Raw genomic sequence first — 6,845 nt, 5'->3', positions numbered from 1 at the left:
GTCTCTCCGGCGGCATCAACCCCGTGGAGTTGGAAGAGATGCTTGGACGTGTCCATGCCGATGCGCGTAATCTCGTTCATTGGGCGGCTCCTTCGATGTGTTGGGACCATCATCTTGGCGCAAAACGACGCCGGATGGGGGCCGTCCACCCCAACGGGACCGGCGAGCCGGGGGCCTGACGACGGCACTCCCGAAAGACACCCCGACCGCCGTGCCTCCCCGGTCCCGGATCTTCGGCCTCGTCCGGGAAGACGCGAGGAGAGGCATTCGCTTACAAGCCTCAGCGGAAAAACCCCCTCAGGCGAGGCGGCCGAACAGCCGCAGCCGGCTGATGCCGCCGTCGGGATGGATGTTGAGGCGCACATGGGTGACCGGGCCGAGCGGCGTCACCGCCTCCGCGCCGATGTCGTGGATCGCGTCGGCGGAGAGTTTCGTGCGCCCGACCAGTTCCTCCCAGAACATCGACGACGTGACGATGGCCCGGTCGAGATCGCCGGTCATGCCGGCAAGATCGGCCGCCTGCATCGAGCAGCTTTCCGGGAAGTTGCCCTTGTAGAAGGCCGTGTCGACGCTGGCCCGCCCGATGATGCCGCGTGCGCCGAGCTCGACGATGATCCAGTCGTGCCCCGGCTCGCGGCGCCGGCGGGTTTCCCACCCATCGCCCATGTTGAGCCCGCGTCCCGGCGCCAGCATCCGGTGATAGGCGCCGTAATGCGCATCGGAAAACGCGACGATGCGCGCGCCGTTCAGCGCCGAGGCGAGATCCAGTTCCGCAGCGCCCGCCGCCTGCCGGTCGAGCTCCGGCCGGCCGAAGACGCGAAGGCGCGCAACGCCGCCGTCGGGATGGATATGCAGCCGCACATGGGTCCACACGCCGGCGTCACTACAGGCGAAATAATGATGGGCGCTCGGTCCGAGCGGCGACATCGGCAGCAGTTCGGTCCAGGTGGTGCCTGCGTCCGGATCGCCGGCGCAGGCGGCTGCCTCGATGCGGCAGGCCGGCGGGTAGTTGCCGGTGAAATGCGAGGTGTCGACATCGAAGCCGGTGATCCGGCCGCGCACGGCAAGGCGCACCACCGCGATGTCGTGGCCCGGCCCCCGGCGGCGGCGCGATTCCCAGCCGTCCATCCACTTGCCGTTGTCGTCGTAGCGATCCGGATAGAACACCGCCGCATCGTCCGCGAGCATCCGCGAGACCTCGGCGAAGAAGTCGTCGGTGACCGACACCGCCGCGGCCCCAAGGCCCGCGGAGGCGAGGTTGATGTCCTTGCGGGCGAAGTCCGGACGGCTGTCCGGCTGAGGAGACGTCATGACAAGGGTCCTTCAGGCTAAGGCGCACGGAAAGCACGCTGGAAAGAGCGACGAGAGACCGGCTCAGCCGGGAACGAGATCCTTGAGCCGCAGCAGCGCGATCCGCTCCACCTGGCCGCAGGCGGTCGCAAACTCGGCCCGCCGGTCGTTGGCGATGCGGGCCTCGAAATTTTCCAGGATTTCCGCCTTGCTGCGGCCCTTCACCGCCAGGATGAAGGGAAAGCCGAAGCGGGAGGTGTAAGCCTCGTTGAGCGCGGTGAAGCGGGCACGCTCCGCATCGGTCAGCGCGTCGAGCCCGGCGGAGGCCTGCTCGCCGGCGGACTCCGCCGTCAGGCGCTTCGCCGCCGCCAGCTTGCCGGCAAGATCGGGATGGGCCCGCAACACGCCGAGCCGTTCCTCCTCGCTGGCCGCGCGGAACTCTGCAACCAGCCGCGCATGCAGACCCGCGGCCGTATCGGCGTCCGACGCGAGCCCTTTCGCCAGGGCCCGCTCGGCGATCCACGGCGAGTGCTCGAAGACCCCGCCGAACCGGGCGAGGAAGGCGGCGCGGTCCATCACTGAGGGACGCGTCGCGGAAGACGGATCGGGATGCTCGCTGGCGGTCACGGATGGGTCTCCGAAGAAGGCTGCGCTGAGTTCGTCTATTGGTAATGCAAAAGAATGGCCATCTCTTTCAAAATTTTCTTGAAAGACATGTCCGCCGCGCCGGGGCTTGCGGAGCTGCGCGATACGCGCCCCCCAAAGCGCCCCGCCCTTGTCCCCGTTTGCGCGAGAGTGATGCGAGTTTGCGACGGATTTTGCGCGGCTTTCTCGAAATCTCGCAAAATCCGTCGCAAACCCGCGCAAATTCCGCCGATCCCCCATCGATTTTAAACCGGATTCCGGTTCTTTTCGGCAAGGACGGGGATAGATCCGGCCCGCTTTTGCCCCCTCGCCGGCAGGAAAACGCCCCATGGCGCCGATTTGTGCCCGCGCCACTTCCGTCACGGCGCATCGCCACTCCCCGCGCAATTCCCTCTCAGTCTCCCCGCTCAATCTCCGGCAAGGGCGGCATCGACCGCCGCCTTGCAGCCCGCCGTCACGAAGTCGATGAACAGGCGGATCTTCGGGTCCTGATAGCGCTTGTGCGGGTAGAGGCAGGCGAGTTGCACCGGCAGCGGCGGCGTCGTGCGGCAGACCTCGACCAGCCGCCCGGCGCGCAGGTGATGCGCCACCTCGAACAGCGGCTTGTTGACGATGCCGCAGCCGGCAAGTGCCCAATCGGTGAGCACGTCGCCGTCGTCCGATTCGAACGGCCCGGACACCTCATACCGCTCCGGCCCGTCCGGGCCCTTCAGCGTCCAGTTGAATTCGCTGGTGCCGGGGAAGCGCAGCAGCAGGCAGGAATGGCGGCCGCGCACCAGCTCCGCGCCGCTCTCCGGCGTGCCATGGGCGGCCAGATAATCGGGCGCGGCGCACAGCACCCGCGCGCAGTCGACGACGGGGCGCATCTTCAGGGCCGAATCGGCCGGCTGGCCCAGCACGAAGGCGATATCCAGCCCCTCGCCCAGCACGTCGACCTTGCGGTCGGAGAGCCGCAGCCGCACGTCGATATCCGGGTACTCCGCCTTGAAGGCCGGGATCAAGGGCGCCACCAGCCGCCGCCCGAGGCCGAGCGGGGCGGCCACGAAGATCGAGCCGCGCGGATGGCGGGCGACATCGGCCACCGCCGCCTCCGCCTCCTCGATGGCGTCGAGGATCTTCACCGCGCCCTTGTAGAAGATCGCCCCGTGCTCGGTCGGCGTCAGCTTGCGCGTGGTGCGGTTGAACAGGCGCACGCCGAGATGCTTTTCCAGCTCGCCGATCCGGCTCGACACCACCGCCGGCGAGACCCGCTGGTCGCGCGCCGCCGCCGACATCGAGCCGAGATCGACAGCCCGCACGAAAACCCGGAGAGTGTTCACATAGGACATGGGCGGCTCGTATCGTTTTCAAGAAACTCTTGATAGTGATCGAAGCATATCGCGACTTTTTTGCAAATCGCGGATCTGCCACTCTCGCGCGACATCCGGCCGCGCGCGGACTGAGGACGACGGGCGGACGACGGGCGGACGGCTGGCACGTTTCGTGATTGGGATTGACGCGGAGCCGGCGCGCGGTGCGGCTCGGGCGCCCCAGGGAGGGAAGAATTATGGAAGTGGCGATTGCCTGGGACTGGCTGTCCTTCGCCTTGCGCTGGCTGCATGTGGTGACGGCGATCGCCTGGATCGGCTCGTCCTTCTATTTCATCGCCCTTGATCTTGGGCTGCGCAAGGCGCCCGACCTTCCCGCTGGCGCCCATGGCGAGGAATGGCAGGTCCATGGCGGCGGCTTCTACCATATCCGCAAGTATCTGGTTGCGCCCGCCACCCTTCCCGAGCACCTGACCTGGTTCAAGTGGGAGAGCTACGCCACCTGGCTCTCCGGCTTCGCGCTGATGTGCGTCGTCTATTATGCCGGCGCCGATCTCTACATGATCGATCCGTCCGTGATGGAACTGTCGCGGCCGGGCGCCATCGCGCTCTCCATCGCCTCCATCGCCTTCGGCTGGATCGTCTACGACCTGCTCTGCCGCTCGCCACTCGGGCGCAGCACCACCGGGTTGATGCTGCTGCTCTACGTGGTGCTGGTCGCCATGGCCTGGGGCTACACCCAGGTCTTCACGGGGCGCGCCGCCTTCCTGCATCTCGGCGCCTTCACCGCCACCATCATGTCGGCCAACGTCTTCCTGCTGATCATCCCCAACCAGAAGAAGGTGGTCGCCGCGCTGCTCGCCGGCAAGACGCCGGACCCTTCGCTTGGCGCCCAGGCCAAGCAGCGCTCGCTGCACAACAATTACCTCACTCTCCCCGTCGTCTTCCTGATGCTCTCCAATCATTATCCCCTGGCCTTCGCGACGCAGTACAATTGGGCGATCGCCTCGCTGGTTTTCCTGATGGGCGTCACGATACGGCACTTCTTCAACACCACCCACGCCCGCAAGGATGCGCCGTGGTGGACCTGGTTCGTCACCGCCGCGCTCTTCCTCGCCGTGGTCTGGCTGTCGACCCTGCGCCCGGACGAAGAGGCGGGCGACACGGCACAGACCTATCGCCGGCTGCCGCCGCAGATCGCCCGCTTCGTCCATGACGGGCATTTCGAGGCGGCCCGCGACACGGTGCTGACGCGCTGCTCCATGTGCCATGCGGCCGAGCCCTTGTGGGAGGGAATGGCGGCGGCGCCCAAGGGCGTGCGGCTGGAAAGCGACGAGGAGATCGCCGCCCATGCCCGCGAGATCTACCTGCAGGCCGGCATCACCCATGCGATGCCGCCGGCCAACATCACCTCGATCGAGCCGGACGAGCGCGCCATTCTCGCCGCCTGGTATCGCAGCGCCACTTCGCGCTGACATCGTGTGAGGCGATGCAAGCCTGCAACAGAGCGACGCAAGCCGGTCACAATGCCGCGAAATCGCTTCTTGGTAAGGGTTCGGTCAGCTAAACCGGATTACACAAGTCTTCTCAGACGCCGACAGCCGGAGCAGGCCCGACCGCCATGCGCAAGACCTCCCTCGTTTCCGCCCTCACCGCCGCCGCTTTCCTGGCCGGTGCGAGCCTTGCCGCTCCCTCCGCCCTTGCCCAGGACGGCATGGCGGCGCCGCAGGACATGCCGCTGCCGTCGAAGCAATATGTGATCGACGTCGGCGTCGGCGCCCTGGTCTCGCCGAAATACGAAGGCGCGGACAAGATGATGGTGTCGCCGCTGCCGATCATCTCCTTCGGCCGCTTCTATCTGCCGGGCCTCGGCCAGGTCTCGGACGGCGAGAAGACCACCCGCGGCTTCTTCGTCTTCCCCTCGATCAACTTCCTGGGCGAGCGCAAGGCCTCCGACAGCGTCAAGCTGACCGGCACCAAGAAGATCGACTGGGCACTGGAACTGGGCCTTGGCGCCGGCTTCCGCTACGACTGGTTCAGCGCCTTCGTCGAGCTTCGCCAGGGCATGAACGGCCATACCGGCCAGGTCGGTCAGGTCGGCGCGGACATCATCCTCAATCCGATGGAGCGGCTGGAACTTGCCTTCGGCCCGCGCGCCGACTTCGCCAGCGGCAAATATATGAGCACCTATCTCGGCGTCACCGCCGCCGAGGCGGCCGCCTCGCTCGGCAACCTGACGCCCTACACGATCGGCGGCGGCTTCAAGTCCGTCGGCCTGTCCGGCCGCGCCAGCTACGCGGTCACCGACACCACCGCGCTGCATCTGCAGGCCGGCTGGGACCGCTATATCGGCGATGCCCGCAAGAGCCCGATCGTCCGCCGCGGCCACGAGAACCAGTTCTCCGTCGGCGTCGGCGTCACCTATCGCTTCGCCTTCGACCTGTTCGACTGACGAAACGACCGGGACCGGCGGCATTCCGATGCCGGATCACGGCCGCCATCCCCCGCGCATCGACGACGAGCAGGACCTCGCCGCCGGTCTTGCCGCGCTGCTTGTCCTCGCGCCGGATCTCGGCCGCCTCGCCGCCGCCGGCGATCCCCTGCCGCTGCGCCGCCACCCGCCGACCTTCGCCGAGCTTGCCCGCATCGTCACCGCGCAACAGGTCTCGCTGGCCAGCGCCGCCGCCATCTACGGCCGGCTGGAAACCCTGATCGCCCCGTTCGAAGCCGAAACCGTCTTGCGCCTTGCCGACGACGACCTCGGCCAGGCCGGCCTGTCGCGGGCCAAGATCGCCAGCTTTCGCACCATTGCCGAGGCTGTCGCCGGCGGCCTCGACCTCGCCGGTCTCGTCGACCTGCCGGCGGAGGAGGCGCGCGGACGGCTCGTCTCCTTGCGCGGCATCGGGCCGTGGACGGCGGATGTCTTCCTGCTGTTCTGTGCCGGGCACCCGGATGTCTTTCCCGCCGGCGATGTCGCCCTGCAGGAAGCCTTGCGCGATGCCCTTGCGCTGGACGCCCGGCCCAGCACCCGCGAGGCCGAACGGCTCGCCCGGCGCTGGTCGCCCTGGCGCGGCGTCGCCGCGCGGCTGCTTTGGGCGCATTACCGCCGCCTCACCGGCCGCGGCACCGGCCTGCCGGTGTGATCAGGTCCGGCCGTTTTTGGTGTTGTTGTTGTTCTTGTTCTCGTCCTTGCCGAGCGCGACACGCGCCGCCTCCCGGTGCTCCTCCCGCATATGGCTGCCGATCAGCGCCAGCACGCCGAGCAGCACGCTGGCATCGTCGGTGAAGCCGATGCCGAGGATCGCATCGGGGATCAGGTCGAAGGGCATGACGAAATAGGCAAGGCCGGCAAAGATCGTGCCGCGCACGCGCACCGGCGTCGCCGGGTCGATGGCGCAGTAATAGGCGGCGATGACATCCTCCATGAACGGGATCTGCCGCGCCGCCTTGCGCGCCACCTTGAACAGGCGTGCGCCGACCCGCTCCTCGCGGCCCTCTTCGGGGCCGAGGAATTCGGGATTGATGCCGAGATCGTCGTAGCGTGCCGCCATGCCTGCCGTCTCCTTGCCGGACCTCATCAAGGTCCTGCGGACAGCCCCATCA

The 6,845-nt window shown here is 67.6% G+C and carries 6 protein-coding genes and 1 pseudogene; 3 read left to right on the top strand and 4 right to left on the bottom strand.

Annotation, left to right across the window (positions count from 1 at the left end; all coding sequences use genetic code 11):
- Positions 1–297: 297 nt before the first annotated feature.
- From alc to TSB10GB4_RS22920, 3 genes and pseudogenes are all read right to left on the bottom strand, one after another.
- Positions 298–1,311 carry an allantoicase gene (gene alc / locus TSB10GB4_RS22930; protein ID WP_186397630.1) on the bottom strand — a complete coding sequence of 338 codons (1,014 nt, stop codon included), beginning with the start codon at positions 1,309–1,311 and terminating at the stop codon, positions 298–300.
- 63 nt (positions 1,312–1,374) lie between these two features.
- Positions 1,375–1,905: pseudogene (gene uraD / locus TSB10GB4_RS23910) on the bottom strand (2-oxo-4-hydroxy-4-carboxy-5-ureidoimidazoline decarboxylase); the annotation flags it as partial.
- A 437-nt stretch (positions 1,906–2,342) separates the two neighbouring features.
- Complete coding sequence (locus TSB10GB4_RS22920) at positions 2,343–3,263, bottom strand: LysR family transcriptional regulator (protein ID WP_186397629.1); 921 nt, start codon at positions 3,261–3,263, stop codon at positions 2,343–2,345.
- 215 nt (positions 3,264–3,478) lie between these two features.
- On the opposite strand from TSB10GB4_RS22920, the gene TSB10GB4_RS22915 reads away from it, so the two are divergent.
- The 3 genes from TSB10GB4_RS22915 to TSB10GB4_RS22905 all read left to right on the top strand — a co-directional run bounded on the left by TSB10GB4_RS22915 (position 3,479) and on the right by TSB10GB4_RS22905 (position 6,385).
- On the top strand, positions 3,479–4,717 hold the full coding sequence (locus TSB10GB4_RS22915; RefSeq protein WP_186397633.1) for a urate hydroxylase PuuD: 1,239 nt from the start codon (positions 3,479–3,481) through the stop codon (positions 4,715–4,717).
- 146 nt (positions 4,718–4,863) lie between these two features.
- Positions 4,864–5,694: a MipA/OmpV family protein gene (locus tag TSB10GB4_RS22910; RefSeq protein WP_186397628.1), complete on the top strand. Its 831-nt coding sequence runs from the start codon at positions 4,864–4,866 to the stop codon at positions 5,692–5,694.
- 28 nt (positions 5,695–5,722) lie between these two features.
- A complete protein-coding gene (locus tag TSB10GB4_RS22905; RefSeq protein ID WP_186397627.1) occupies positions 5,723–6,385 on the top strand; it encodes a DNA-3-methyladenine glycosylase in 663 nt (220 codons plus the stop codon).
- On the opposite strand, the gene TSB10GB4_RS22900 is transcribed toward TSB10GB4_RS22905, so the two are convergent.
- Positions 6,386–6,793 (bottom strand): YkvA family protein, encoded by a 408-nt coding sequence (locus TSB10GB4_RS22900; RefSeq protein WP_186397626.1) that lies wholly within the window; start codon positions 6,791–6,793, stop codon positions 6,386–6,388. It abuts the gene before it with no gap.
- Positions 6,794–6,845 lie beyond the last annotated feature (52 nt).

Source organism: Stappia sp. TSB10GB4 (assembly GCF_900185745.1).
In the GTDB taxonomy this organism is placed as follows: Bacteria; Pseudomonadota; Alphaproteobacteria; order Rhizobiales; family Stappiaceae; genus Stappia.
Note: the sequence above shows the minus strand (reverse complement) of the source record. Positions and strands in the feature narration are given on the sequence as shown.

What these genes read in the sequence shown, in the direction of transcription:
- alc (WP_186397630.1), bottom strand. Translation starts at nt 1,311, where the DNA reads ATGACGTCTCCTCAGCCGGACAGCCGTCCGGACTTCGCCCGCAAGGAC.
- TSB10GB4_RS22920 (WP_186397629.1), bottom strand. Translation starts at nt 3,263, where the DNA reads ATGTCCTATGTGAACACTCTCCGGGTTTTCGTGCGGGCTGTCGATCTC.
- TSB10GB4_RS22910 (WP_186397628.1), top strand. Translation starts at nt 4,864, where the DNA reads ATGCGCAAGACCTCCCTCGTTTCCGCCCTCACCGCCGCCGCTTTCCTG.
- TSB10GB4_RS22905 (WP_186397627.1), top strand. Translation starts at nt 5,723, where the DNA reads ATGCCGGATCACGGCCGCCATCCCCCGCGCATCGACGACGAGCAGGAC.
- TSB10GB4_RS22900 (WP_186397626.1), bottom strand. Translation starts at nt 6,793, where the DNA reads ATGGCGGCACGCTACGACGATCTCGGCATCAATCCCGAATTCCTCGGC.